General features: G+C 69.2%; 26 protein-coding genes and 1 riboswitch. Of the genes, 15 read left to right on the forward strand and 11 right to left on the reverse strand.

All coding sequences use genetic code 11. From position 1 onward, the window contains the following. Window positions 1-120: 120 nt before the first annotated feature. The gene (locus tag P5F91_RS21130; protein ID WP_088873952.1) at window positions 121-1,116 is read left to right on the forward strand and encodes a KpsF/GutQ family sugar-phosphate isomerase; all 996 of its coding nucleotides are present in this window, start codon (window positions 121-123) and stop codon (window positions 1,114-1,116) included. Here P5F91_RS21130 and P5F91_RS21135 read toward each other — a convergent pair. Beyond that, window positions 1,113-1,907, reverse strand: a complete 795-nt coding sequence (locus P5F91_RS21135; protein WP_277908187.1) for a HEAT repeat domain-containing protein — start codon at window positions 1,905-1,907, stop codon at window positions 1,113-1,115. The genes P5F91_RS21130 and P5F91_RS21135 overlap by 4 nt on opposite strands. Before the next feature lie 142 nt (window positions 1,908-2,049). Continuing rightward, a complete protein-coding gene (locus tag P5F91_RS21140) occupies window positions 2,050-2,706 on the reverse strand; it encodes a hypothetical protein (protein ID WP_277908188.1) in 657 nt (218 codons plus the stop codon). A 191-nt stretch (window positions 2,707-2,897) separates the two neighbouring features. Here P5F91_RS21140 and pseI point away from each other — a divergent pair, with 191 nt between their 5' ends. The 8 genes from pseI (at window position 2,898) to P5F91_RS21180 (ending at window position 9,471) form a co-directional block, all read left to right on the forward strand. Further along, window positions 2,898-3,950, forward strand: coding sequence for a pseudaminic acid synthase (gene pseI / locus P5F91_RS21145; RefSeq protein ID WP_277908189.1), 1,053 nt, complete (start codon window positions 2,898-2,900; stop codon window positions 3,948-3,950). Further along, window positions 3,947-4,711, forward strand: coding sequence for a cytidylyltransferase domain-containing protein (locus P5F91_RS21150; protein ID WP_145608840.1), 765 nt, complete (start codon window positions 3,947-3,949; stop codon window positions 4,709-4,711). Before pseI ends, P5F91_RS21150 begins: the two co-directional genes overlap by 4 nt. A gap of 14 nt (window positions 4,712-4,725) precedes the next feature. After that, window positions 4,726-4,959 (forward strand): phosphopantetheine-binding protein, encoded by a 234-nt coding sequence (locus tag P5F91_RS21155; protein ID WP_145608839.1) that lies wholly within the window; start codon window positions 4,726-4,728, stop codon window positions 4,957-4,959. A gap of 3 nt (window positions 4,960-4,962) precedes the next feature. Continuing rightward, a complete protein-coding gene (locus P5F91_RS21160; protein ID WP_277908190.1) occupies window positions 4,963-5,799 on the forward strand; it encodes an alpha/beta fold hydrolase in 837 nt (278 codons plus the stop codon). Further along, window positions 5,796-6,062: an acyl carrier protein gene (locus P5F91_RS21165; protein WP_145608837.1), complete on the forward strand. Its 267-nt coding sequence runs from the start codon at window positions 5,796-5,798 to the stop codon at window positions 6,060-6,062. The genes P5F91_RS21160 and P5F91_RS21165 overlap by 4 nt, the downstream gene beginning before the upstream one ends. 258 nt (window positions 6,063-6,320) lie before the next feature. Next, complete coding sequence (locus tag P5F91_RS21170; RefSeq protein WP_277908191.1) at window positions 6,321-7,850, forward strand: amidohydrolase; 1,530 nt, start codon at window positions 6,321-6,323, stop codon at window positions 7,848-7,850. Then, window positions 7,847-9,166 carry an amidohydrolase family protein gene (locus tag P5F91_RS21175; protein WP_211106822.1) on the forward strand — a complete coding sequence of 440 codons (1,320 nt, stop codon included), beginning with the start codon at window positions 7,847-7,849 and terminating at the stop codon, window positions 9,164-9,166. The genes P5F91_RS21170 and P5F91_RS21175 overlap by 4 nt, the downstream gene beginning before the upstream one ends. Window positions 9,167-9,237: 71 nt before the next feature. Then, complete coding sequence (locus P5F91_RS21180; protein ID WP_277908192.1) at window positions 9,238-9,471, forward strand: hypothetical protein; 234 nt, start codon at window positions 9,238-9,240, stop codon at window positions 9,469-9,471. Window positions 9,472-9,476: 5 nt separating this feature from the next. Here the strand turns inward: P5F91_RS21180 and P5F91_RS21185 are convergent, their stop codons facing one another. Genes P5F91_RS21185 through pseG form a run of 4 tightly spaced genes read right to left on the reverse strand, consistent with a single transcriptional unit; the run spans window position 9,477 to window position 15,131 of the window. After that, a complete protein-coding gene (locus tag P5F91_RS21185) occupies window positions 9,477-9,752 on the reverse strand; it encodes a type II toxin-antitoxin system RelE/ParE family toxin (protein ID WP_277908193.1) in 276 nt (91 codons plus the stop codon). Further along, entirely contained in the window at window positions 9,749-9,931 is a 183-nt protein-coding gene (locus P5F91_RS21190; protein ID WP_277908194.1) for a hypothetical protein, read from the reverse strand. The genes P5F91_RS21185 and P5F91_RS21190 overlap by 4 nt, the downstream gene beginning before the upstream one ends. Before the next feature lie 27 nt (window positions 9,932-9,958). Continuing rightward, window positions 9,959-14,050, reverse strand: coding sequence for a DEAD/DEAH box helicase (locus tag P5F91_RS21195; protein WP_277908195.1), 4,092 nt, complete (start codon window positions 14,048-14,050; stop codon window positions 9,959-9,961). Between the two features lie 19 nt (window positions 14,051-14,069). Beyond that, complete coding sequence (gene pseG / locus P5F91_RS21200; protein WP_277908196.1) at window positions 14,070-15,131, reverse strand: UDP-2,4-diacetamido-2,4,6-trideoxy-beta-L-altropyranose hydrolase; 1,062 nt, start codon at window positions 15,129-15,131, stop codon at window positions 14,070-14,072. A 75-nt stretch (window positions 15,132-15,206) separates the two neighbouring features. Here pseG and P5F91_RS21205 point away from each other — a divergent pair, with 75 nt between their 5' ends. The 6 genes from P5F91_RS21205 (at window position 15,207) to P5F91_RS21230 (ending at window position 21,297) form a co-directional block, all read left to right on the forward strand. After that, entirely contained in the window at window positions 15,207-16,289 is a 1,083-nt protein-coding gene (locus tag P5F91_RS21205) for a 3-oxoacyl-ACP synthase III family protein (RefSeq protein WP_145608833.1), read from the forward strand. Window positions 16,290-16,294: 5 nt separating this feature from the next. Then, window positions 16,295-17,215 (forward strand): heme-dependent oxidative N-demethylase family protein, encoded by a 921-nt coding sequence (locus P5F91_RS21210; protein ID WP_277908197.1) that lies wholly within the window; start codon window positions 16,295-16,297, stop codon window positions 17,213-17,215. A 95-nt stretch (window positions 17,216-17,310) separates the two neighbouring features. Then, window positions 17,311-17,467: riboswitch (FMN riboswitch) on the forward strand. 159 nt (window positions 17,468-17,626) lie between these two features. Continuing rightward, window positions 17,627-18,304 carry a 3,4-dihydroxy-2-butanone-4-phosphate synthase gene (ribB, locus tag P5F91_RS21215; protein WP_277908198.1) on the forward strand — a complete coding sequence of 226 codons (678 nt, stop codon included), beginning with the start codon at window positions 17,627-17,629 and terminating at the stop codon, window positions 18,302-18,304. Between the two features lie 119 nt (window positions 18,305-18,423). After that, window positions 18,424-18,888, forward strand: coding sequence for a nuclear transport factor 2 family protein (locus tag P5F91_RS21220; protein WP_145608831.1), 465 nt, complete (start codon window positions 18,424-18,426; stop codon window positions 18,886-18,888). A 3-nt stretch (window positions 18,889-18,891) separates the two neighbouring features. Further along, the gene (locus P5F91_RS21225; RefSeq protein WP_145608830.1) at window positions 18,892-19,452 is read left to right on the forward strand and encodes a TetR/AcrR family transcriptional regulator; all 561 of its coding nucleotides are present in this window, start codon (window positions 18,892-18,894) and stop codon (window positions 19,450-19,452) included. Between the two features lie 162 nt (window positions 19,453-19,614). Beyond that, on the forward strand, window positions 19,615-21,297 hold the full coding sequence (locus P5F91_RS21230; RefSeq protein ID WP_145608829.1) for a methyl-accepting chemotaxis protein: 1,683 nt from the start codon (window positions 19,615-19,617) through the stop codon (window positions 21,295-21,297). 6 nt (window positions 21,298-21,303) lie between these two features. Here the strand turns inward: P5F91_RS21230 and P5F91_RS21235 are convergent, their stop codons facing one another. The 5 genes from P5F91_RS21235 to P5F91_RS21255 form a co-directional block, all read right to left on the reverse strand. After that, complete coding sequence (locus P5F91_RS21235; protein WP_145608828.1) at window positions 21,304-22,275, reverse strand: rhamnan synthesis F family protein; 972 nt, start codon at window positions 22,273-22,275, stop codon at window positions 21,304-21,306. A gap of 81 nt (window positions 22,276-22,356) precedes the next feature. Beyond that, window positions 22,357-22,917, reverse strand: a complete 561-nt coding sequence (locus P5F91_RS21240) for a GNAT family N-acetyltransferase (protein WP_145608827.1) — start codon at window positions 22,915-22,917, stop codon at window positions 22,357-22,359. Further along, window positions 22,914-23,870: an RHO alpha subunit C-terminal catalytic domain-containing protein gene (locus P5F91_RS21245; protein ID WP_277908199.1), complete on the reverse strand. Its 957-nt coding sequence runs from the start codon at window positions 23,868-23,870 to the stop codon at window positions 22,914-22,916. The genes P5F91_RS21240 and P5F91_RS21245 overlap by 4 nt, the downstream gene beginning before the upstream one ends. After that, window positions 23,870-24,265: a Rieske 2Fe-2S domain-containing protein gene (locus P5F91_RS21250; protein WP_277908200.1), complete on the reverse strand. Its 396-nt coding sequence runs from the start codon at window positions 24,263-24,265 to the stop codon at window positions 23,870-23,872. Before P5F91_RS21250 ends, P5F91_RS21245 begins: the two co-directional genes overlap by 1 nt. Then, complete coding sequence (locus P5F91_RS21255) at window positions 24,262-25,038, reverse strand: SDR family NAD(P)-dependent oxidoreductase (protein WP_277908201.1); 777 nt, start codon at window positions 25,036-25,038, stop codon at window positions 24,262-24,264. The genes P5F91_RS21250 and P5F91_RS21255 overlap by 4 nt, the downstream gene beginning before the upstream one ends. Window positions 25,039-25,086 lie beyond the last annotated feature (48 nt).

Below are 25,086 nucleotides of genomic sequence, written 5' to 3' on the forward strand. Positions count from 1 at the left end.
TAACACACGGCTGCCGCTGTGATCTGGCGCGTGGTGGGTCCTTGTACTTTGCGTTACACCCGTGCCCAATTTCGCCGGCGCTTCGCCGCCAGCCTTCTCAAGGGAATGGATACCGTCCGCATGACCATCGACCGCGCCGCCGTTCTCGCCGCCGCTTCCGATCTGTTGCGCATCGAGGCCAACGCCGTCCTGCACCAAGTGGAGGCGCTGGATGGCGACTTCCTGAACGTTGTCGAGCATATCTGCGGTGAACACGGCAACACGCTGGTGGCCGGCATCGGCAAGTCGGGCCTGGTGGCCCGCCAGTTCGCCAGCAAGCTGGCCAGCATCGGCGCCCGCGCCTTCTATTACAGCGCCATCGACAGCCTGCATGGCGAGTTGGGCCTGCTGCGCGAGGGCGACCTGCTGATCCTGCTGTCCAACAGCGGCCAGACCCAGGAACTGGTGGACGTGGCCAAGGCGGCGCAGCCGCGCGGCGTCAAGGTGGCGGCCATGGTGGGGCGCGTGCCTTCCACCCTGTCGCGCATGGCCGACTGGACGCTGAAGGTCCATGTGGAGTCCGAGGCGACGGACACCAAGCTGCCGACCGCCAGCACCACCGCCATGCTGGCCTTCGCCGACGCCTTGGTGGTGGCGGTGGCGACGGAAAAGGGCTTCACCGCCAAGGATTTCGGCCGCAACCATCCCGGTGGTACCCTGGGCGTGGTGCTGGGCGCCTATGTCGATGACCTGATGGCCAGGGCTCCGGATCATGTGGCCCTGGTGGGCCCCGACCGGCCCATCCTGGAAACCCTGCTGGAAATGACGCGCCACCCTGCCGGCGCCGCCCTGGTGGTTGATGCCGATGACCGGCTGCTGGGCCTTATCACCGATGGCGACATCCGCCGCGGCTTGGCCCGCGTGGGCAAGGATCTGCTGGACCGCGATACCCGCGCCCTGATGACGCCCAAGCCGCGCACCTGCCGCACCGGCACCACCGCCATGGCGGCGCTGGCCCAGATGGAAAGCCCCTCGCAGGTCTATGTCCTGCCGGTGGTGGATGCGGACAACAAGGTGCTGGGCCTGCTGCGCATGCATGACCTGGCCGGCCTGGACGTGGCGCGCACCGCCGGCTAAGGCGTCTCGCTTTCCAGCAACGCCCGCAGGCGGGCCATCAGGTCCGCCTCCGTGATGTCGGTGTCCTCCTCCAGGCCCAGGTAGGCGAAGGCGGCATCGACGAACAGGTGGGGCATCAGGTGCTCGTGGCTCAGGGCGTGGATCAGGGGCGGCAGTACCCGCGCGTCCCGCCGCCGTGCCAAGCCATGCATGGCTTCCGCTTGGGTGAACACATCCTCATCATCCACCCGGCGCAGCAGGGCTGCGCGAATCTCCGGGCCGTCCAATTCGGTGGTCTGCCCAATCCCGGTGGTCGCCCAGTCCCGTACCTGGTCGTACACGTCCTCCATCAAGGCCAGCAGGGCCTCCACCGCCACCGGCGTGGTGCTGCCGCACAGCGCAAAGGCGATGGCGTAGCGGACGTGCGGATCTTCATGGTGGCAGCGGGCGGCCAGGACCGGGTCGCAGCGCCGGTTGCCCAGATGGCCCAGGGCGAAGATCGCATCGACCATGACGCCGGCGTCCTCATCGTCCAGCAGACGCAGCAGGACGCTGCACGCCGGTTCAGGAAAGGCGCGTTCGTCACTGCGCTGGCCGGGGCCATGCATCTGCCCCAGGACGACGGCGGCCAGGCGCCGGCGGATCGGCTCAGGTGAACGGCTGAGGTCCAGGATGCGGGCCAGCCCAGCCTGGGTGCCCATGCCCTGCAGGGCCACCAGGGCCGGCGTGCGGTCATCGTCGCGCCGCATCTCCGCCACCGCCGCCTCGATCAGGCTGTCAATGGAGGGAAGGTCGCTTTGACTGGTTTCCAAGGGCGTTGACGGCATTGCGGCCTCGACCTCGACACGTGGTTCCAGCCCGATCCGGGCCAACCCATCCAGACGAGCGTGCGATCAAGGACGCCGACAGGCAAGCCCGCACGGGCGAACCCTGTACGTCTGGAAAGGGGGCCGTTCAGGCGGACCGCCGCGCGCGCATCTCGGCCAGCGCCTCCTGCACGATAAGGGATCGCGCCCGCCGCATGGCGGCCTTGAATCGCCGCTTCCACCCCGGGGGCGACGTGAAGGTGATGCGCAGGCGCGGCGGCCCCCCGAAGGCCAGCACCAGGGACAGGCCCGAGAACCGCTTGGGTATCGCCTCGAACTCGGTCAGGAAATGGTCCACCTGCTCCAGCAGCAGCGGACGAACCGCATCCGTCAGCGGCGACGGCGGCAGGGCCCGGACCTTTTCGCCCCAGGCGACGGCCGTCACCGCCGCAGCGGCCACGGCGTCGCAGGCCGCCTGAATGGCCTTGGGCGTCCAGGGATCATCAGGCGATTGCCAACTGGCCACCAGCTGGGTGTTGATCGCGGTCGTCACGGCCAGGATCGCCGTCCCCAATTCCATCAGCAGGGCCTCATCCACCATTGTCGCCCCCTCGGGCGTCCGCCCGCGAGTGCCCTTGGCCCACCGTCGCCGCAGACCCTCGGCCCGAAGGCGCAGCAGCTCCCCGGCCAATCGATAGGGCCAGTGGCGCGGCTTCCCGCTGATCAGGTTGCGCGCGCCGGCGCTTTCGCCGTCAAAACCCGAATGCTCCGCCGTCATGACCTCGCCCCGTGGGATGTCTTGCACCACCGTCCACAACTCAGCATGAGCGCAAGTTGCGCGATAAGCAACTTCTTTGGTGTCGATGACGCCTGGCGGGACAGTGGGCCGGTTGGTGGCGGTCCGTCCTCCGCAGCGCCATTCCAGCGGCCCCCCGCGAAGTGCTATCAAGGGTGACAGCATTGTGAGCAATCCGCCGCCGCCCAAGGGTCCGCGCCATGTCCGATCCCGCCCGTCTCACCTTCCGCACCGGCCAGGTGCCGTATCTCATCGCCGAGATGTCCGGCAACCATAAGGGGGAGATCGAGCGCGCCATCCGCCTGATCGATGCCGCCAAGGCGGCGGGTGCGGACGCGGTCAAGCTGCAGACCTACACGGCCGACACCATCACCCTGAAGTCCAACCGCCCGGAGTTCCAGATCCATGGCGGTCCCTGGGATGGCCGCAGCCTGCATGAGCTGTATGAGGAGGCGCACACCCCCTGGGCCTGGCATCCCCAGCTGTTCGCCCATGCCGCCATGATCGGCATCACCATTTTCAGCTCACCCTTCGATCCCACGGCGGTGGATCTGCTGGACCGGCTGGGCGCGCCGGCGTTCAAGATCGCCTCCTATGAAATCGTGGACCTGCCGCTGATCCGTTACGCAGCCGCCAAGGGCAAGCCGCTGATCATCTCCACCGGCATGGCCACCTTGGGTGAGATCGACGACGCGGTGACGGCCGCGCGCGAGGCGGCGCCGGCGGGCACGCCCGACCCCGTGCTGCTCCATTGCACCAGCGGCTATCCCACCCCGCCGGAGGAATGCGACCTGCGCACCATCCCTCACCTGGCCCAGGCCTTCGGCGTGCCCACCGGCCTGTCCGACCACACCCATGGCATCGCCGTGCCAGTGGCGGCGGTGGCGCTGGGCGCCATCGTTATCGAGAAGCATCTGACCCTGTCGCGGGCCGAGGGCGGCGTCGACGCCTCCTTCTCCCTGGAACCGGGGGAGTTCAAGGCCATGGCCGACGCTTGCCGCGTGGCCCATGCCGCCTTGGGCCAGGTCGGCTATGCCGTCAAGCCGTCCGAGGCCGGCGGCCGGTCCTTCCGCCGCTCGCTCTACGTCTCCGCTCCCGTGAAGGCGGGGGACGTGTTCACGCCGGCCAACGTCCGCTCCGTCCGCCCGGGCCTGGGGTTGCCGCCCAAGCATCTGGACCAGGTGCTGGGCGCCCGCGCCACCCGGGATATCGATGCCGGCCAGCCTTTGGACTGGGGGATGGTCCAGCCGTGACGGCCGCGGCCCAAAAGCACCGGGTCGTCTGCATCACCCAGGCGCGCATGGGGTCCACCCGCCTGCCGGGAAAGGTGCTGCTGACCGTGGCGGGCCGGACGCTGCTGGCCCACCAGGTGGAGCGGTTGCGCCGTGCCGCCCTGGTGGATGAGGTCGTGGTGGCCACCAGCGACCGCGCGGCCGACGACGCCATCGCCGACCAGTGCCGCGTCCTGGGCGTCGCCTGCTTCCGGGGCAGCGAGCATGACGTGCTGGATCGTTTTTGCCGGGCCGCCCTTGCCCATCATGCCGATGTGGCGGTGCGGGTGACGGGCGACTGCCCCCTGATCGACCCTGGCCTGATCGACCAGTTGCTGACCCTTTTCCTGGCGGCGGACCCGCCGCTGGACCATGCCTCCGTCGATATAGGCTATTATCCGCGCGGCCTGGACGCCGAAGCCATATCAATGACGGCCTTGCAGGCGGCGTGGCAAGAGGCAAGGGAACCGTTCGAGCGTGAGCATGTGACGCCCTTCATCTACCGCCGGCCGGACCGTTTCCGCCTGGGTTCCCTGCCGCCGGCAGGCCCGGCGCCGGTGGAGATGGGGCCGCAGCGCTGGTGCGTGGACACGGTGGAGGACTTCCAACTGGTCCGCCGTTTGCTTGAAACCCTGCTGCCGGCCAAGCCGCACTTCACCTGGACGGATTGTCTGGACGTGCTGCGCCGGCACCCCGATTGGGTGCTGCTGAACCGCGACGTGGTGCAGAAACCCTTGGCTTGAGAGGAAAAGAAGAGATGAACCGGAACGAATTCCTGGCGGCGCTGGATGAGATGCTGGAGCTGGACCCCGGCACCCTGAAGGGCGGCGAAACGCTGGATGACATCGACAGCTGGGACAGCCTGGCGGTCATCAGCTTCATCGCCCTGGTGGACGAGAAGTTCAACACCGTGGTGGCGGGCGAGGATCTGGCCAAGGCCAAGACCGTGGACGACCTGCTGGCCCTGGTGTCGGACCACGTCACGGCCTGACCGGTGAGTTCAGGGACTGAGCCGGAACGGCTGCTGGCGGGCCGCCGCATGCTGCGTTTCGCCGGCGGCCCCGGCGCCGCCGTCGACCGGGGCCCGAAGGAGACCGGCGACGCGCCGCTGGTGCTGATCCACGGTTTCGGCGGCGACGCGCTGTCCTGGCAATTCAACATCCAGGCGCTGGTGAAGGGTGCGCCGGGGTCAATCGGCCGCCGAGTGCTGGCCGTGGATCTGCCGGGCCATGGCGCCTCCACCCTCGACGTGCCGTCCGGCCTGGGCGGTGTCGCCGACTGGGTGGTGCGGCTCATGGACGCCGCCGGCGTGGACAAGGCTGACATCATCGGCCATTCCATGGGCGGCAGGGTCAGCCTGCTGCTGGCCGAACGCCATCCGGACCGGCTGCGCCGCATGAGCCTGATCGCCTGCGCCGGGCTGGGCAGCCGGGTGGATGCGGCCTTCCTGCATGCGCTGTGCACGTTGGAAACCCTGGACCAGGCCCGCGCCTTGATCGACCGGCTGTTCGCGGGGGCGCCGCCCAACCGCGACGTGCTGGCGCGCGCCTTCCTGTCCCGCTTGGCCGACCCCGTGGCCCGCGGCCCGCTGACCCGGCTGCTGGACCGGCTGGTGGCCGACATCGACGCCGCCCCGCGGCAGTTCGATTGGACCCAGCCGCTGCCGCCGCTGCAGCTGATCTGGGGCGAGGCCGACGATATCGTGCCGCCGCCGGAGGCAGGCGCCATCCCACCCTATATCATCCTGCATCGCTTGCCCGGCGTCGGCCACATGCCCCAGGCGCAGGCGGCCACGCGGGTCAATGCCCTGCTGACGGAGTTCCACGCATGAGCACGATCGGACTGAACGAGGGCGCCATGCTCGCGCTGATCCATAGTGAGGTCCTGAAGATCCTGGCCGACAAGGGCGAGGCCTGGACCGGATCCTTCGGACCGGAGACACGATTCCTGGACGGCGGGCTCCCCTTCGACAGCCTGGACTTGGCCACGTTGCTGGTGGCGCTGGAGCAGCTGACCGGCATGGATCCCTTCCGGGCCGGCTTTCGCCAGTTCACCACCGCCGGCGAACTGGCGGCGCTGTACCTGGAAGCGTAATACCGCTGCGTCCGCCGCCGGCGCATCGGGAACAGATCGGATACTCTATCCGATTTGTAACGGAACTGTATCGCGCCGTTTCCAGGCGCCCCGGCCTCTGTTAGCCTGATCAACAAGGTTGAAGCAGTGCGCTTTTTTGAGGCGGCCTGCCTTAACCCCTTGGGGCATTACAACAATCAACAGGGGCGAAGGCGGCGTTCCCATCCCGGGGGCGGGCGCCTTTCTGGGCACCCGGCAGAACGGGAAGACGATACTTCCATGAAACGACACCATCGCGTGGCCCCGCTGGTGGCCGCACTGGCGCTGCTCGGCGCCTGCGCTTCCAGCGCGCACCAGGACAACCCGGCCGCATCCTCGGCTGACAAAGGCAAGGACAAGCCGGTCTACGCCGGCCTCGATCCGGCCGATGACAAGAACCCCTTCCCCAGCACCTACCATCCCCTGCCGTCGGTGGCGACGGCCCTGGTGGGTGCCACCATCTTCACCGGCACGGGCGCCCGCATCGACGGCGGCACGGTGGTGCTGGTGGATGGCAAGATCGCGGCGGTGGGCAAGGACATCGCGGTGCCGGCCGGCGCCAAGGTCGTCGACGCCCATGGCAAGTACGTGACCCCGGGCATCATCGACGCCCACAGCCACCTGGGCGTCTATGCCACACCCAGCGTCTGGGCCAATTCCGACGGCAACGAGATGACGGACCCCAACACCGCGCAGGTATGGGCCGAACATTCCGTCTGGCCGCAGGATCCGGGCTTCATCCGCGCGCTGGAAGGCGGCATCACCACGCTGGAGATCCTGCCGGGTTCGGCCAACCTGTTCGGCGGTCGCGCCGTCATCCTGAAGAACGTGCCCGGCCGCACGGTGCAGGACAAGAAGTTCCCCGGCGCGCCCTATGGCCTGAAGATGGCCTGCGGTGAGAACCCCAAGCGCGTCTACGGCAGCAAGGGTCGCACCCCGGCCACCCGCATGGGCAACGTCTTCGGCTATCGCAAGGCCTGGATCGACGCCCAGGAATACCGCCGCAAGTGGGACGACTACCGCCGCAAGCTGGCCGACTACAAGGCGGGCAAGGGCGACAAGGCGCCCGACGCGCCCAAGCGCGACCTGCAGATGGACACGCTGGCCGGCGTGCTGGACGGCAGCATCCTGGTGCAGAACCACTGCTACCGCGCTGACGAGATGGCGCAGATGATCGACATCTCGCACGAGTTCGGCTTCCACATCGCCATGTTCCACCATGGGTCGGAGGCCTACAAGATCGCCGACATCCTGAAGAAGGAGGACATCTGCGTCGCCACCTGGGGCGAATGGTGGGGCTTCAAGATGGAGGCCTACGACGGCATCGAGGAGAATGCCGCCCTGCTGCAGAAGGCCGGCGTCTGCACCGTCATCCACTCCGACGATGACATCCTGACCCAGCACCTGGTGCAGGAGGCGACCATCGCCCTGGCCGCCGGCCGGCGCATGGGTATCCAGATCGACGAGGCCGAGGCCATCAAGTGGGTGACGGCCAACCCCGCCAAGTCCATCGGCGTGCTGGACAAGACCGGCACGCTGGAACCCGGCAAGATGGGGGACGTGGTGCTGTGGAGCGCCGATCCCTTCAGCGTCTACGCCACGGCCGACCAAGTCTTCATCGACGGCGCCCTGGTCTACGATCGCCATGACCCGGCGGCGCAGCCCAAGTCCGACTTCGAACTGGGCCAGACCGGGCCTGCCCATCCCGGGCCCCAGGGCGTCGGACCCGGCCGCCCCGTCTTGACCACCAGCACGGAGCAGCCGCAATGAGCCGCCGTCACACCTTAATGGGCCATACCCTGATGGCCGCGGCCTCATCCCTGGTCCTGTTGGCCGGCGCCGCCGGCGCCGAGACGGTGGCCATCACCAACGCGCGTATCGAGACCATGGGTCCGGCGGGGGAGATTCCGTCCGGCACCATCCTCATCCGCGATGGCCGTATCCAGGCGGTGGGCGCCTCGGTATCCATTCCGGCCGACGCGCGCCGGGTGGACGCCAAGGGCCACATCGTGACGCCGGGCCTGGTGGCCAGCGACACCAGCCTGGGCGCCGGCGAGGTGGAGGGCGAGGCCTCCAGCAACGATTTCGCCGGGGCGACGGCCGAGATGTCGGCGTCCTTCGACGTGTCGCTGGGCATCAACCCCGCCTCCATGCTGGTGCCGGTGGCCCGCGTGGGCGGCGTCACCCGGGCCCTGGTCACGCCGGAGCTGTCGGGACGGGGCGAAAAGAAGGGGGAAAAGCTGTTCGCCGGCCAAGCGGCCGTGGTCGACATGTCCGGCGGCACGGACAGCATTACCAAGCGCCGCGCCGTGCTGGTGGTCGACGTGGGTATCGAGGCCATGGAGCATCTGGGCGGCAGCCATGGCGGCGTGCTGCAACTGCTGGAATCCAGCTTGGAGGAGGCGGCCAGCTACGCCGCCAACAAGGGCGGGTATGAGCACGGCACCCACCGGCCCTACCGCCAGAGCAAGGAGGACCTTGAGGCCCTGCTGCCGGTCATCCAGGGCAAGATGCCCCTGCTGGTGGGCGTGCACCGGGTCGCCGACATCCGCCGCACCCTGGAACTGGGCAAGCGCCTGAAGCTGAAGCTCATCCTGGATGGGGTGGAGGAAGGCTGGATGATGGCGCCGGAGATCGCGGCCTCGGGCGTGCCTGTGGTGGTCGATCCCCTGGCCAACCTGCCGCGTGACTTCGAAAGCCTGAACGCGCGCCTGGAAAACGCCGCCATCCTGCAGGCGGCCGGTGCCACCGTGGTGATCAAGGGGCCCTACGTCGGCCACTACGCCCGCCAGGTGCGCTACAACGCCGGCAACGCCGTCGCCCACGGCATGCCGTGGCCGGCGGCGCTGGCGGCCATCACCGCCACCCCGGCCAAGGTCTTCGGCTTCAGTGACCGGGCGGGCTCGATCGAGCCCGGCCGTGACGCCGACCTGGTGGTGTGGTCCGGCGACCCCTTGGAAATCCTGTCGGTGGCGGAGCATGTCTTCGTCCGCGGGACCGAGGCGCCCCTGACCAGTCGGGCACAGGATCTGGCCCATCGCTACCAGACGCCCGACGCGGCCCTGCCGCCGGCCTATCGCAACTAAGCATTATCGTCTAAAGGGGGGGCGGGGTGTTCCGACGGGGCGCCCCGCCCTTTTCTCTTGGACCCGGCCCCATGCCCGACTGGTACTACGACCTCAGCGACACCGTCAGCGGCTGGATCCACGGCGTCTCCGTCTGGGTGATCATCGGTGCCATGGTGGCGGCCTACCTGCTGCTGACCGCCCGCAGCGCCCACAAGCAGGGGGAGTTCGGCGAATTCGCCCGCAGCCTGGGCCTGGCCGTGGCCCTGCTGGCCGTCCTCGGCGGCTTCATCGAGGCATGGATCTGGGTGGACCGGCACTGGTAGGCGGATCAGCCCCTATCCTGCGCCCCATGCCAGACGCGCAGGATGATGATCTCATCGTCCATGATTTCGTAGATGATCACGTAGGGCGGAAAGACCAGCAACTCCCGCGTTCCCGGCACGCTACCCCGACGGCCCCGATTTGGGAAGGTGAGCAGGCTGTTCGCCGTGGTCAGCAGCGCTCGCAAAACCCGTTCGGCGGCGACAAGATTGAAAGCAGCGATGTAGGCGACATGCTGATCGATGTCGCCGAGCGCATCAATAGACCAGCGAATTCGCTTCAAGTTGACCCAGAGGAGAAGGGCGGGGGAGCTTTTTTTCCCGCCAGCAACTGCTCAAGCCATTCCACGACAACATCGTGATCCACGACGTTGCCAGCGGCAACCGACGCGCGCGCCTCCTCGATGGCGCGACGCTTGGCGTCCTCGTCCACGATGTCGAAAATGGAAGCGGGCTCGGTCATGGCGGTAGCCTACCACAGGCCCACCGCTCAGCCCACCCCCCGGATCAAGGCCAGCAGATCCTCGTCGGACAAGTACCCGGCGGTGTCGGCGTCCTGCAGCAGCGCGTCGGCCAGGTCGCGCTTGCGGCCGTGCAGGGCCACGATGCCCTCCTCAATGCTGCCCTTCAGGATCAGGCGGTAGATGGTCACCGGCCGGCGCTGGCCGATGCGGTGGGCGCGATCGGAGGCCTGGTCCTCCACAGCGGGATTCCACCATGGGTCCAGGTGGATGACATAGTCGGCTGCCGTCAGGTTCAGGCCCACGCCGCCGGCCTTCAGGCTGATCAGGAACAGGTCGCCCTCGCCGGCCTGGAAGGCCGCCACCCGCCGCTGCCGTTCCGCCGCCGTCAGGCTACCGTCCAGCAGTTGGTAGGTGACACCCATGCGGTCCAAGGCGGTGCGCACCCGGGCCAGGTGGCCGATAAACTGGCTGAACACCAGGGCGCGGTGGCCGCCCTCGCGCAGTTCTTCCACCAGTTCCAGGAAGGCGTCCAGCTTGGCCGAAGGCAGGTGCGCGTCGGCCGCCACCAGGTCGGGGTGGCAGCAGGCCTGCCGCAGGCGCGTGATCTCCGCCAGGATATGGATGCGGGATCGCTCTCCCGACATCTCCTCCAGCTTTTCCAAGGCGCGGCGGCGCAACGCTTCGTAAAAGGCGATCTCCTCCGCCCCACGCTCGACCAGCAGGGTCTGCTCCGTGCGCGGCGGCAGTTCGGCCAGCACGGCGCCCTTGGTCCGGCGCAGCAGGAAGGGTTGGACCACCGCGCGCAGGGCCGCGCGGGCGCCAGGGCTGCGCGCCGCCTGGATGGGCGTGCCGAAGCGCTGGGCGAAGGTCTTGCGGCTGCCCAGCAGGCCGGGGTTGGTGAACTGGAACAGGCTCCACAGCTCTTCCAGGTCGTTTTCCACCGGCGTGCCGGTCAGGGCCAGGCGGAAGCCGGCGTTCACCGCGCGGGCGGCCTGGGCGCGGCGCGTATCCGGGTTCTTGATGGCCTGCGCCTCATCCAGCACGGCCACGGCCCAGGGCACGGCCGCCAGCAAGGCTTCCTCCCGCACCAGCAGGCCATAGGTGGTGACCAGCACGTCGCCGGGCCCCAGGGCGCGCAGCACCTCCTGCCGCCCGCCCGTCTCGGCCAGGCGGTGGACGGTCAGGCCGGGGGCGAAGCGCGCCAGTTCCGATTGCCAGTTGCCGGCGACGGAGGTGGGGGCCACCACCAGCATGGGGCCGTCGCCGGCCTTGGCCGCCATCAGGGCTATCGCCTGCACCGTCTTGCCCAGGCCCATGTCATCGGCCAGCAGGGCGCCCGCCCCCAGGCGCGCCAGCCGGCTCATCCAGAAATAACCCTCCGCCTGGTAGTCGCGTAGTTCGGCGGTCAGGCCGTTGGGTAGGCGCGGCTGCCAGGCCGCCGCGTCGTCCAGGTTCTGGATGAAGGCGCGCCAAGCCTGGTCCACCTGGGCCGAGGCCGCTTCCTCGACCAGGCCGCGCAGGGCGGTACCGGCCGCGCGCGGCACCTTTGTTCCCCCAATGCGCAGCAGGCGATCCAGCTGCTGGCGGAAATGGCGGTCCAGGGCCACGAACTGGCCGTCGCCCAGGGGCACGAAACGGCCGGGCGCGTCCTCCAGCCGGATCAGCAAATCCTTCAGGTCCAGCACCAGCCCTTCGTCCAGCTTCAGGGTCCCGGCCACGGCGAACCAGCTTTCGGTGCTTTTGACTGTGGTGCTGAAATGGCTGGTGCCGGCCTCGTCGCCGCGCAGGGTCAGCTTCTGCCCCTCCGGCCACTCCAGGGCCGGCGGTTGGGGCAGGGCCTTCAGCTCGCTCAGGAATTCCAGCGCGGCGCTCAGGCCTTCCAGCTCCCATTCCCGGCCCTCGCCACCCAGGCTGGGGCAGGCGTCGGCCAGGGCCTGGGCCAGGCGTTCCTCCGCCGCCAAGTCGCGCAGGGCGCGCCGGCCGTTGCCGGTGACGCGCCGGCTGCCCTGGCCCGGTGCGAAATGGGGGCCGTCGGGGCCCAGCGGCCGCACGACCAGCGAGACCTTCAAACCAGGGTCCAGCAGGCGCAGCCGCACCACCGGGGCGGGGTCGCCCGCCTCCGTCCGGCCCTCGTCCAGGTCGGCGGCCTCCACCCGCACCGGCAGGTCGGGCAGGCGGGAGCGCGCGATGGCGGCCAGGCGGTCGCGCGCCATGGCCGGCACGGTGATGCCGTCCGCGCCCAGCAGCTTGCCCGCCGCCACGGCCTTGTCGTCGATCACCACCACACGCCAGCGGGTGGGGCCCTCCACCTCGATGATCGCGTCGGTTTCGGCGGCCGGGTGCGACAAGGCCAGGCGATAGCCGCCCCGGGTGCCGGCCAGCACCAGCTCCGCCCGCGCCAGCACCAGCTCCACCGGCGGTCCCGGCTGGCGGCGATAGAACACGCGGGGATGGCCCACCAGGGCCGGCAGCGTGTCGCGTGGTGGCAGAAAATAGTCGTAGCGGGAGCGGCCGTGGCCCCAGCCGTCGTAATCGCGGGCGATGGTGGCGATGACCCGCCGGTCGAACTCATCCAGATAGCTCAGCTGGGCGTCACCCTGGTACAGGCGCTTCAGCGGGATGGGCCGGCCTACGCTCCAGCCCTGGGTCGGGCTTTTGGTCGGGCCGCGCTGCTGCACCTGTTCCACCGGCTCCACCGCGCCGCTGCTGGGATCGACCAGCCAGGCCAGGCGCTTGCCCGTCATCTTCTTTTCTACCGGCGCCGGCGGTTCCAGCAGCACCTCCAGGCTCTCCAGCGCCCGCTCCCACGGTTCCTTGACCGGCAGCAGGGTCAAGAAGCGCAGCGTCACCCACCTGTCGGGCCGCGCCAGATGGGTTTGATAGGGGGTCGGGTCGTTGGCCACCCGGGCCAGCACCTCCGCCATCAGGTCGGCGGCCAGGGGCATGGTGGGGGCCAGATGGCGGAACCACTGGTCCCAGGCGTCGGCATGCTGGCGGGCTAGCGTCGCATCCACCACGGCCGCCGCCACGGCCACCAGCCCTAGGCCCAGGGGGGAGGGCCGTGCCATGGTGTCGGTGGCGCTCAGCAACCATTTCACGCCGTTCAGCGCCGCTTCCGGCTTGTTGGCGGCCAGGCTGGCCAGGGCCTCGACGGCCATGGAGCCCAGGGGGATCTGCCCCGCCTGGGCCATGTCCTGCGCCAGGGCGGGGATGGCGGCGTGCTGGGCCGGGTCGCCCCCAGCCAATTGCGCACACAGATGCAGCACGCCAAGGTGTCCAGGCAGGCCGCCCTTGCGTTTGCGCAGGGCCCGGCGGTGCTGCGTCACGGCCTCGCCGAACAGCGCACGGGCCCGGGGCGCGTCCTCCGACAGCAGGGCGTGGGCGGCGGCATAGGGCAGGGCCGCCTCCGGCGTCGGCGCATCCGCCAGCAACGCTTGCAACGCTGGCAATTGCCCGCTCAACAGCCGGAAGTCGGCGATCAGGGTGAAGCAATCGCGGCGCAGGATCGGGTGCGCCTGGGCGTGGTCCACCAGGGCCGGCAAATCCGGCGACATTTCCGCCGTGGCCATCCAATGGCCGAGCTTCGCCGCCAGCAGCGTCGCCTGGATCACCGGCGCGCGTCCGGCCAGCCAGTCGACCCCCAGCGGCACCAGCGTGAAATGGCGATTGAACAGCTCCGGCAGCGCATGGGCGGGACGCCTGACCAGGCCCAGCAGGCGCTGGACCTCCGCCCCATCGTTCTGCAAAGCGGCCAACCTCAGGCCACGCGCGAAATCGATCTCCACCAGCTTGGGGTCCCAATAGCTTTTCGAGTCGCCGGGCAACTGGGTGCGGATGGCGATGGCCAGGGCCTTGCCCTCCGCCGTTTCGAGCGCCGTGGTCGCCACGGTGTGGGCCAGCGCGGGCGCGCAGGCCATCTTGTTGTTCAGCAGGCCGTGTCGGCGCAGGCTGTTCTGCGCCTCGGTCAACGCCTCATGGGTCCAGAGCGCCGGACTGACGCGCGCCTGGTTCAGGCAATCCAGCAGCGCGCGGGCCGGCGGCAGCGGGCCGATCAGGGCGATAAGGCGCAGCAGGATGCGGTCTAGCGGCGAAAGCGCGTCGAGATCGGGCGGGGTCATGCGGCGACCATAACGGCGATCAGCCTGGCAGGGCCAGCAACGCGTCGGCGATGCGCACCGCGCCCAACCCATCCACCAGCTGGCCGTCATCGCCCTCGCCTATACGGTGGCTCAGGGCCGCGCGTGCGTCGGCATCGGCCCATAGCGCCAGGGCGTCGGCCGTGATGCGCTCCGCCGCCTCGGCCTTGTCCATGCTGCGTGCATCGATGACTCGGGCCTTGCCCGATGCCGCCACCGCGCCGGCACTGCTGGCCTGGTTGTCCGCCACCACCACCAGCAGCGTGGGCACCGCCAGGCAGGCCAGCTCCCCCAGCGTGCCGCCGGCGGCGGACAGGGCCAGGCCGGCCTCGCGCATCAGGTCGGCCATGCGCGGTGTTTCCACATGGACAACCGTGTTGGGGTAGCGGTCTCCGGCGGTGCGGATGCAGTCGGTGTTGGGGTTGCTGCCGCCCACTACCACGTCCAGGCCGACACCGGCGGGCAAGGCCGGGGCCAGGCGCTTCAGGCAGGGCAGGGTCAGGCCCGCCGGGTCGGTGCCGCCGAAGGTCAGCAGCAAGCGGCGACGGCGGTCCAGCGGCGGCAGGGCCACGCCCCGCGCCCGGCGGAACTCCGCCCGCAGGGGGGCATAGGCGGGCCCCAGCGCCAGGACCGCATGCGGGTTGGCGGCCCGATAGGCGGCGGCGTCCACGGCGGCGCCGGCGTTCACGATCATATGGGCGTGCAAGGGCCGCGTCCCCGGCCCGTCATCGAAGGCCACGACCGGTTTGCCCAGCGCCGCCAGTCCGGCACGATAGTCATCGTTGAAGTGATAACCGTCCAGGATCACGACGCCGGCGTGGTGCCGGCGGATCTGTTCGGCCAGGCCGGCCAGATCCGCCCCGCTTGCCGCCGGGCCCGGCACCAGGCTTACGCCGAAGCCGGCGGCATCCAGGCGATGCGCCAGGGCCGGCGGCAGATCCACGGCGGCGAACAGGGATGATACCCCCCGTTCCCGCAAGGCCTCCGCCACCGACAGGCAGCGCATGACATGGCCGGTGCCCATGGACGCGGTGGCGTCGGCGCGGATCAGGATGGTGCTCAACAGAGGGCCTTTGGCATCGGGGCGGGAATGGCCATAGTATAGCAGCTAAGGACACTTCTCTCAGGGCGGGTTGCGGTGAAGGCCATCGTCGAAGGCGTGCGGATCAAGGGCTTCCGGGCCGTGGTGCCGAAGGAACGGCATTCCTATCTGGAAGACCACACCCTGTTCACGGAAGATGAGGCGAAGAAGCTCTACGCCACCATCGGCGTGGCGGAGCGGCGTCTGCTGCCCCGGCCCTACATGGCGTCCGACATGTGCGTGGCGGCGGCCGAGGGGCTAATGCAACAGCTGGGCTGGGACCCGGCCTCGGTCGATCTCCTGATCTTCGTCAGCCAGGATGCTGATTACGTGCTGCCCGTCACCGCCGCGGTCATGCAGCGGCGCCTGGGCCTGCCCACCAGCACGGCGGCCTTCGACGTGCCGCTGGGCTGTTCCGGCTTCGCCTACGGTACCTGGATGGCGGCGCGCCTCTTGGGCGGCAGCACGGCGCGGCGTGCCCTGGTGCTGGCCGGTGACAATTCCGCCCGCTGGCTGCGCCCGGATGACCGCGCCACCCTTCCCCTGTTCGGCGACGCCGGCAGCGCCACGGCGCTGGAGGTGGATGCCGATGCCCCCCCCATCCACGCCATCCTGGGTACGGATGGCAGCGGGGCCAAGCACATCTTCGTCAAGGCCGGCGGCAAGCGCGACTGCCTGATCCCGGGGGAGGAACCCTGGTCGGAGGAAGAGCACAAGCGCCTCTACCGCGACGCCCGCCTGCACCTGAACGGGGCGGAGGTCTTCACCTTCACCTTGCGCTCCGTCCCGCCGCTGCTGCGCGAGGCCATGGAGCATGCCGGCGTGACGCTGGACGATCTGGATATGATCGTCCCGCACCAGGCCAACCGCATGATGCTGGACCACATCCGCAAGAAGATCGGGGCGGCGCCCGAGCGCTTCCTGATCGACATGGAGAAATTCGGCAACACCAGTTCGGCCTCCGTCCCGCTGGCCATCTGCCACCGCCTGGGCCCCATGCTGGCGGAAGGTCCGAAGAAGCTGCTGATGGCCGGCTTCGGCGTCGGCTGGTCCTGGGGCACCCTGGTGGCGGAGGTCGGGCCCATCGCCGAGCCCACGCTGGCGGAGATGCCGGACGATTTCGCGCCGCTGGAAGTCTGACGCCCGTGAACGCCTGGGACCTGCCGCCGGAGCAGCCGTGCTGGCCGTTCAACGGCGGCGATTGGCGCATGGCCATGGGCCTGATGGCCCTGGACCCCGCCCGGTGGCTGATGGTGGACGACAGCTGCCCCGCCCTGCTGGCGCAGCGCCGCCAGTTGCTGGCCCAGCGGCAGGGGGCCGTGACCGGCTTCCTGCCGGGCAGCGGGGCGGCCCAGGGGGAAGTGCTGGCGTTGCTGGCGGACCATCTGCCCCATCATTTCCCGCGTGCCTACACCCGCGAGGGGCACCGTTTCACCTGCCACATCACCGGGGAGGCGTGGGACTTGGCGGCCGCCGGCGCCAATCCGCTGGAGGTCGCCGGCCGCCTGGTGGCGGAGGATCTCTGCCTGTTGCTGCCGGGCCCTGATGACGTGCCGGTGCTGGCGGCCGCCGTGCTGTGCTTTCCCAACCGTTGGCGTCTGCATGAAAAGCTGGGGCGGCCCATGGCCGGCATCCACGCGCCGGTGGCCCTCTATGGTGAGAAACTGGGGCGGCCGGTGGACCGCTTCCTGGAAACCCTGGCGCCGGAACGGCCGGTATGGCGCATGAACTGGGGCCTGAGCGACGACCCCGCCCTGTTCCAGCCGGACGAGGTGGCGCACACCGCTGCCGATGCCGCCATCACCGCCGACAGCGCCGGGCACCGCCTGTTCCTGCGCATCGAACGCCAGACCCTGCGCCGCTTGCCCGCCACCGGCGCCGTGCTGTTCACCATCCGCACCTATCAGCGCGCCCTGGCCGACCTGACCGCAACCGAGGCGGCGCAGTTCGCCCACATCCTGCGCACGGTGCCGGAACCGGTGGCCCGCTACAAAGGCCTGCTGCGCACCGGCGGCCCCGCCCTGGGCTTCCTGGATCGTTTGGCGCAAGGCCTGGGCCCCTCATAAGGCCCATGAGGAAATTCCAACCGTCCCCGTGTTGACAGGGTGGGCGCGGGCCTGTCCTATCGACAGGTCATCCGGCCATCGCCGGATGGCGACACGCTTGTTCTCAGGGCAGGGTGAAAATCCCGACCGGCGGTATCCCCTCTTGATGGAGGGGGAGCCCGCGAGCGCCCGGGGGCGGTAACGCCCACGGGGTCAGCAGACCCGGTGAAATGCCGGGGCCGACGGTTACAGTCCGGATGGAAGAGGATGAGCCGGCCCGCGATGTGCGGGCGCACCCCCTGGGGCCCTGCCGGGCCTCGGGTTTGGGCGCGCGTCCGCGGATGGGGTCTGCCTCGGGGGAACCTCCCGTTCGCCCATAGTCTCTTTTTGCCCTGATTCAGGCTCGCCCGATTGTTCAACGGAGTGAGACCCTTGAGTCAGATTTCCCAAACCCCCGCCCATGACGACGATCTGCTGTCCCGGTTCGGCGACGCCGAATCCCGGGTGGCCCGCGCCGTGGCCGCCATCCAGGCGGGCCAGGGCGTGATCGTCGTCGATGATGCCGACCGTGAAAACGAAGGCGACATCATCTACGCCGCCGACAGCCTGACGGTGGAACAGATGGCGCTGCTGATCCGTGATTGCAGCGGCATCGTCTGCCTGGTGCTGACCGACGAACACGCCCGCGTCCTGGAATTGCCGCCTATGGTGGGCGCCAATTCCTCGCGCTACGGCACCGCCTTCACCGTCAGCATCGAGGCCAAGACCGGCGTCACCACCGGTGTCTCGGCCGCGGACCGTGTCACTACCATCCGCACGGCCATCGCCGATGGCGCCCAGCCGGAAGACTTGGCCCGCCCCGGCCACGTCTTCCCCCTGCGCGCCCATCCCGGCGGGCTGGCGGCCCGTCGCGGGCATACCGAGGCCACCATCGACCTGGTGCGCCGGGCGGGTCGCATCCCCGCCGGCGTGCTGTGCGAGGTGATGAAGCCCGACGGCAGCATGGCCCGCCTGCCCGACCTGGTGGCGTATGCCGAAACCCAAGGCATGCCGCTGGTCAGCATCGAGGATCTGGTGGCGGTGGCGGCCCCGCTGCGCGCCGTCGCTTGACGACTCCCTGCTGAAAACGCGGACGGGGCAAAAAAGCCCCTTGCTAAAGGTTGGGCTTCATTGTACCAATCGGTCCACAACGTACCGATTGGTACAAACCCTAATCCATGGAGGTTCCGATGTCCCGTCCGCCCCTGCCGCCTTTCACGTTGGAGACCGCCATCCAGAAGGTGCGCGCCGCCGAGGATGGCTGGAACAGCCGCGATCCCGCCAAGGTGGCGCAGGCCTACACGGTCGACAGCCGCTGGCGCAACCGGGCGGAGTTCGTCACCGGCCGCCCGGCCATCGAGGCCTTCCTGGCCCGCAAGTGGGCCAAGGAACTTGACTACCGGCTGATTAAGGAAATCTGGGCGTACACCGAAAACCGCATTGCCGTACGCTTCGCGTACGAATATCGCGACGACAGCGGCAACTGGTTCCGCGCCTATGGCAATGAGAATTGGGAGTTTGACGCCGACGGCCTGATGCGGGCGCGCCACGCCAGCATCAATGAACACCCCATCAAGGAGGCGGACCGCAAATTCCACTGGCCGCTGGGCCGCCGTCCGGATGACCACCCCGGCCTCAGCGACCTGGGCCTGTAAGCCATGGCGCGCACCCTCGCCGACCGCCAGGACGTCATCCCCGTCCTGGCCGAGGTCTTCCGCGACCATGGGTTCGAAGGCGCCAGCCTGTCGGCCATCACCGCCCGCACGGGCCTGGGCAAGGGCAGCCTTTACAACTTCTTCCCCGGCGGCAAGGCCGAGATGGCGGAGGTGGTGCTGGCCCATATCGACGGGTGGTTCCGCGCCCACGTCTTCGAGCCGCTCGAGCGGACGGGAGACGGCTTGAAGGCGGTGGAGGCCATGTTCCAGGCCACCGATGCCTATTTCCGATCCGGCCAGCGGGTGTGCGTCGTGGGCGTTTTCGCCTTGGGTGACGCCCGTGACCTGTTCACCGAACAGGTGCATGGCTATTTCGCCGCCTGGGTCCGGGCCCTGGCCGGGGCCCTGGTTCGGGCCGGCCGCGACCCGGACCAGGCCCAGACCCAGGCGGAGGAGGTGGTGGCCGGCATCCAGGGCGCCCTGGTGTTGTCGCGGGCGCTGAACGACACTGGTGTCTTCACCCGCACGCTGGCGCGGCTGCGGCGGACCTTGGCAGACGATTAAGAGGGCGTCCGAATGGCCTATTCCCTCGGCCCGCGGTCCCCCGGCCGCGGGCGTATCTATCGTCTGAAATACCACCTTTGTAGCAAAACCAAGGTCTTGTGGTCTGAAACCTATCCTCTTTGCGTAATCCCTGGGTGAAATCCACCTGGCGGAGCGTGCCTCATGACGTTGCTAAGCAATCTTCGAATCCTGGGGAAACTGGCCGCGGCCTTCTCCCTGGTGCTGGTCATCTCCTTCGTGGTCAGCGGCCTGACCTACACCCGCGTGTCTTTCATCCAAGACAGCACCGGGTGGACCACACACAGCTACAAGGTGTTGGACGCCGTCGATGGGGCGCTTGCCGCCCTGGTCGACCAGGAAACGGGCCTGCGGGGATATCTGGTGGCGGCGGACGAGGCGGTGCTGGCCCCCTACCACAGCGGGGCCGGCGCCTATGCCCAGGCGATGGCCACGGCACGCACCTTGACGGCGGATAATGCGGCCCAGCAGCGGCGCCTGGACGATATGGACCGTCTGGCCCGCGCATGGCGCAACGACTATGCGGAAAAGCTGGTGGCGCGCATGAAGACGGACCAGCGGGACCAGGCGCGTACGCTGGAGTCGGTGAACGGCGGAAAGGCGCAAATGGACGCCATCCGCGCCAAGGTGGCCGAAATCACGGCGGCGGAGCGGGACTTGCTGGACCAGCGGCATGATGAGCAGCAGGCGGCCTTCCACATGACCTACTGGACCACGGTGCTGGGCGGTATCGCCGCGATCGTGGTGGCCATCCTGGCCGCGCTGATGCTGTCCGGTACGATCGCGGCCCCCATCTCAGCCTTGACCGACCGTATGCGCCGGCTGGCGGAGGGCGACCGGGGCATCGTGGTCGACGGCCTGCAGCGCCGGGACGAGGTGGGTGCCATGGCCCGCGCACTGGACGTGTTCAAGCAGAACGCCATTGAGGCGGACCGGCTGGCGGCGGAGCAGCGCCAGGCGGAAGAGGCCAAGTTGCGCCGCGCCCAGGCGGTGGACCGGCTGGTCCAAAGCTTCGACGGCGCGGTCGCCGGCATTCTCGAGGCGGTCAGCGGCGCCGCGGTCCAACTGGACTCGACCGCGCAGAGCATGACCGACGTGGCGGAGCGCACCAAGGCCCAGGCCGCCGCCACGGCGGCGGCGGCGGAACAGACCTCCGCCAATGTGCAGACCGTGGCATCGGCGGCGGAGGAGATGACCAGCTCCATCCAGGAGATCAGCCGGCAGGCCGCCCGGTCCAGCAGCGTGGCGTCCCAGGCGGCGCAGGCCGCGACCCGGTCCGACACCCTGGTCCAAGGACTGGCGGACGCGGCGCAGCGCATCGGCACCGTGGTGGAACTGATCCAATCCATCGCGGGCCAGACCAACCTGTTGGCCCTGAACGCCACCATCGAGGCGGCACGGGCTGGCGAGGCCGGCAAGGGCTTCGCCGTCGTCGCCAGCGAGGTGAAAGGCCTGGCCAACCAGACGGCGCGGGCGACTGAGGACATCGCCCGCCAAATTCAGGAAATGCAGGAGGCCACCAGCGGCGTCGTCGCCGCCATCCAGGGCATCAGTGGCACCATCGAGGAGGTGAACGGCATTTCGGCCACCATTTCGGCGGCGGTCGAGGAACAGAACGCCACTACGTTGGAAATCGCCCGCAACGTCACCCAGGCGGCGCAGGGTACCGAGGAGGTGTCGTCGAACATCACCCGGGTGACGGGGGCCGCGGGGGAGACCGGTGCCGCGGCGTCCCAGGTGCTGGCCGCCGCCCGCTCCCTGGGCAGCCAGTCCATCGCTTTGCGGTCGGAAGTGGTCCGCTTCCTGTCGGAAATCCGGGCCGCCTGACCCGTGCTATGCCACCGCCCGCACCCGCCGGGCGGTGGCGAACACCGGCACGCCCAGGACGCGAATGTAACACAGCCACCAGCGCAGGCTCCGGCTGTACTTGCTGCGCCTGTACGTCCCGGGCAGCGGGGCCAGGCGCGTACGCTCCTGCCGCCAGGGCAGGTCGTGGATGACGGGATGGGGGGTGCCGCACAGGCGGGCCACGTGCGCCTCGATAAGGTTGACGGGATAGTACTGGGCCATGCGCTCCAGCCGCTCACGCAGGCGGGCCACGCGCTGCTGGTTCTGGCTGAACACGGCCACCTTCACCAGGGGCATGCGGTATGTTTCCAGGCACGCGTCGAAATAGACGTCGGAATACAGCTCCTTGGCCACAAAGGGCCGGGGCAGGTAACGGCCGGGACGGAAACCAAGGGCCAGCAGCCGTTGGCTGAGGCCGAATTCGTAGGCGCGGCAGACGGCCGCCTTGTCGGGTTGTCGCGTCACCTCGTCCCAGAAGCGGCTGAATTCCGGATGGCCGGTCACCGCCGGCCGGAAAACCAGGAAGTTGCTGGTCAGATAGCGGATGTCGCCATCCACCAGCCCATCGGTCAGCCCCCAGAAGTCGCAGTCCCGCCCCGCCATTGTGTCGAACACCGGGGCGAAGGGGAACACGCCGCCATAGCAGCTGTCGTTGGCGACGATGACCTCGTCATAAAGGGCAAGGTCGCCGCCCAGGGCCTGGACGCCCAGCTTCCAGCTGCCGAAGTCATAGGCGCCGTGGCGGCCGGCATGCACCAGCTCGGCCAAGCCCGCCAGCCGCTCCGCCTGGCCCTCCATAAGGGCGCCGTCGGATACGAAGAGGATGCGCTCCGCCACCTCGCGCAGGCTGCGCAGGTAATAAAGGACATGGTCGTCGATCTGGCCGTCGCGGTCGAAATGGGCGAACAGCGCCACGCGGCGGGGGATGATAATGGGGGGATAACCGGTCGGGATCATGGTCGGGGTCTTTGCCCTGGGAACTAATTGCTTGTCCCTTCCACGACCGTTAACCAAGAGACCTTGCGGCCTATCCGCCTTTTAGCCAGGGGGCCACATATGGCCATCCCAATCGGCATATTCCCTGAATTTCAGCCGTTTTTCCGCCCATTCCGCCGCCGATATCTCGAACAGGTGGACATCGTATGCCTGACCTTCCTTCACGGCATGGTCCTTCAGCACGCCGACATGGCGATAGCCCAGCATGGTCTGGCCGCGCAGGACACGGTCATTGTCGGCCATGACCTGGTTCACCACCTTGCGCAGGCCCAGGGCGTAGAAGACGTGATTCAGGGCGTGGGCGAAATTCAGCGGGGCGGAGCCGGTGCGCCCGCGCCGGTCGGCCATGTAGGCGCCCAGGGTGGCGATACCCCAGGCCGCATGAGTGATGGTGATGGAGGCGTAACCCACCGGCACCCCATCCACCATCATGATGCGGTGGTGATAGTCATCGCGCGCGTTGCTGCGCGCCAGCCAGGCCCGCTGCTTCCCGATGTCGTCCTCAACCTGCGTGAACAGGTGGCGGGAGATGTCGGGGCGTAGGCGCCAGTCCAGCAGCAGGCGCGCATCCTCTTCCGTCGGCCGGCGATAGCTGAGGGTCATACGGCATTCTCCTCATAGGGCGCATCCGCCGGCAGCGGCGGGGCGTCCAGTCCCAGGGCGCGGGCCCAGGCGTGATGGAAATCGGCGATGCGGCGCTCACGCCGGCCCAGGATGCCGGGGCCCAGGGCCGCCGCCCGCCCTTGCTGCACCCGTTCGCACAGCGGCTGGTCCTCCAGGATCACGGCACGGGCGGACCCCGCCAGCACGCTGGTCAGCGACCGGCGGAAGGCGGCCACGGCCGGCTTTTCCGGGGCCGTCACCGGCAGGAACAGGCGCCAGTCCAGGCGGCTGCGGTCCGCCGCCAGGGGCGTCACCGTGTGGGTGATGACCATGGCGCCGTAAAAGCTGGCCACGTACAGGTTGGGGAAGACGAAGCAATGATCATAGCGGGCGTGGTCGGTCACGCGGCGCAGGCCCATCTTGCCGTCGATACGCCGCCACCATGTCTCCGTCCCGTCGGACAACAGCCAGCTGGATGTGCTGTGCCGGCCGCGGCGGGTGGTTTCCAGATGTGTCTGCCAGTCGGCATGGACGGCGGGGTGGATGGTGGTGGGGTGGACGGTGGAGCCATGGAAGTCGTCCATGGTGTTTTCCACCAGCGCCTTCCAATTGGCGGCGAACTCCACGTGGTCCTCGGCGATGGGCTGGTCGCACTGGTCCGACAGCCGGGCCAGATGTGCCGCCACCGGCCCCAGGTGGTCGGCCAGGCCCGGGCCTCCGCCTTGCAGCCGCACGAAGACGAAGGCGCCGCAGGCATCCACTTCCAGCGCGCGGCCCTGGCCATCCGTGGCCGTGAGCGCGGCGGTCACGGTGACCGGGGTGCCCAGCACCGTACGCGTCAGGGGTGTGTCGAACCGGGTGCCGACGTACAGCCATTGCCGGCGTAGCGCGGCCAGTTCCCGGGCGTGACAATCGGGATCGTCGAACCAGCGGGCGGGCAGCATTTCCCCCATCACGCCGGCTCCGTGAAGATAGCGGCGGCGTCCGCGTTCACCCACACCTGGCCGTTGGCCACGGCCAGGCCCACCGGCGCCAGGGCCAGGCGGCGGCGGGCCTCCGCATCCAGGTGGAAGTCGCTGTCGTCGAAGGGAATGCCGATGGGCACGCCGGCGGCGTCATAGACCCAGCCGTGATAGGGGCAGCGCAGCAGGCCACGCCCGCACGGCTGGTCGTGGATCAGGGCGTAGCGGTGGGAACAGACGTTGCGGAAGGCCTTCAAGGCACCCTGGAAATTCTGCACCACCACGGGGATGGCGGCCCCGGCGGCATCCGGCGCCCGGCCCGTCAGGTAATCGCCATGGCCGGCCACGCTGGCGGCGTCGCCCAGCTTGATCCAGGGGGCCGTCACGCCGTGCGCCCCCCATCGACGGTCAGGGCCGTGCCGGTGATCCAGCGGCCGGTGTCGGCCAGCAGATAGGCGATGGCGTGGGCCACATCGTCGACATGGCCGAAGCCCAGGGGCTGCAGCCGCTGCAGATGGTCGATCTGTTCCTGGCTCAGCTTCTCGAACCCGCGCTCGATCAGGTCGGTCATGACGATGCTGGGCACCACGCAGTTGACGCGGATGCCGTCCGGCAGCAACTCGGCCGACAGGCCCTTGGTGGCGGCGATGATGCCACCCTTGGCCGCGGCGTAGACGATGTTGGCGGGCGAGGCAGCAGTGGCGGCGGTGGAGGAGATGAAAACCATGGCCGAGCGCTCGGCCCGCACGCCCTTCTGCCGCAGGCCCTTGGCCAGGGCCAGGCACGAGCCCAGGTTGACCCGCATCACCTGGTCGAAGAATTCCTGGGAGAAGATGCGGATGGGGCGCAGCGTCTGGATGCCGGCGCAGTGCGCCACCCCGTCGAAGGGCCCGGACAGGGCCGCCTGCTCCTTCATCCAGGCCGGGATGGCGTCCAGGTCGCCCATGTCGAAGGGCGCCACGCGGTGCCCTTCACCCGTGAGGCGCGACAGGGTGTCGGCCAGCCGCCCCTCGTCCCGGCCGTTCAGGGTGACGTGGGCACCCAGGCGCGACAGCAGCACGGCCGTGGCCTGGCCGATGCCGGCCGACGCGCCGGTGACCAGCAGGGACCGGCCGGCCAGGCTCATGGGATTGTGCAGGGTGTCGCTGGGCTGGGGCATGGGCATTTCCTTATCTTTCGCCCCGACTATCCGGGCCCCGGGGCGGGC

Source organism: Nitrospirillum amazonense (assembly GCF_029594735.1).
Lineage (GTDB): Bacteria > Pseudomonadota > Alphaproteobacteria > Azospirillales > Azospirillaceae > Nitrospirillum > Nitrospirillum amazonense.